Origin of the sequence: Phytoactinopolyspora endophytica, from assembly GCF_004138495.1 — a bacterium.
GTDB classification, from domain to species: Bacteria; Actinomycetota; Actinomycetes; order Jiangellales; family Jiangellaceae; genus Phytoactinopolyspora; species Phytoactinopolyspora endophytica.
In genome coordinates, this window is the sequence record NZ_ML142854.1 from 167,241 (window position 1) to 168,054 (window position 814).

1 protein-coding gene and 1 pseudogene are annotated in these 814 nt (G+C 65.2%); both read left to right on the forward strand.

The genetic code is table 11. The annotated features are described in order from the left end of the window. Positions 1 to 53: 53 nt before the first annotated feature. Positions 54 to 344, forward strand: a complete 291-nt coding sequence (locus tag ELR45_RS13815; protein ID WP_129666896.1) for a type II toxin-antitoxin system VapB family antitoxin — start codon at positions 54 to 56, stop codon at positions 342 to 344. 183 nt (positions 345 to 527) lie between these two features. Next, positions 528 to 814: pseudogene (locus tag ELR45_RS35180) on the forward strand (hypothetical protein); the annotation flags it as partial.

Consider the following 814-nt stretch of genomic DNA (forward strand, 5'->3'; position numbering starts at 1 on the left):
TCGTCCGCGAGCCGGTCGACGGCTGTCCGCGTGAGGTTTGTAGACTGCGCGAGGTGATTTTTAAGCGCGTGGGCGAGGGCCGTCCGTACCCGGACCACGACACCACGCTGCGCGAGTGGGCTGAGCTGTCGCCGCGGCTGCTCCGCCTCGACGAGTTGGTCACCGTCAAACGTACTCTTGACCTGGAGACATTGCTGGCACAGGATTCCACCTTCTTCGGCGACCTCTTTCCCCACGTCGTCGAGTGGAAGGGTGAGTTCTACCTGGAGGATGGCCTTCATCGGGCGCTTCGCGCCGCACTTCAGCAGCGTCCGGTCATCCATGCCAGGGTGCTCGAACTCTGATCGGCCGCGTCCGGGCGAGACCAGGCGTTCTGCCGAGGACACGCCATATCCAGGGACTCGTCCGACGAACGATCCGGTTCCGAGTTAGGCTTCATGGCCGGAAGACGCTTGCCAGGGCTCAGAGCCGCCACGAGTGCGGGTTCTGACGTTCTGCGTGCGTTGGGGGTCTGACGCGGAGGAGCGATGGAGCCGGAAGATCCAACGGATCAGGACGAGCTGACGGACGCGGAGTATGACAATGCGCCGCGGCACACGTGGCGACACGTGCGCACAGCCGTGACCCTGCTGATTCTCGTGGGGTTCGTGGTCGGTGCCGCGTGGTACAGCTGGGACAACGTCATGGAGCCCGCCGACGCGGACGAGCCGGGCGAGGCTACTTCCACCTGCCCGTCCGCCGATCCCACGGATGCTCCTCCTCCGGAGGACATCGAGGTCAACGTCTACAACGCCACTGAGCGTGCCGGCCTGGC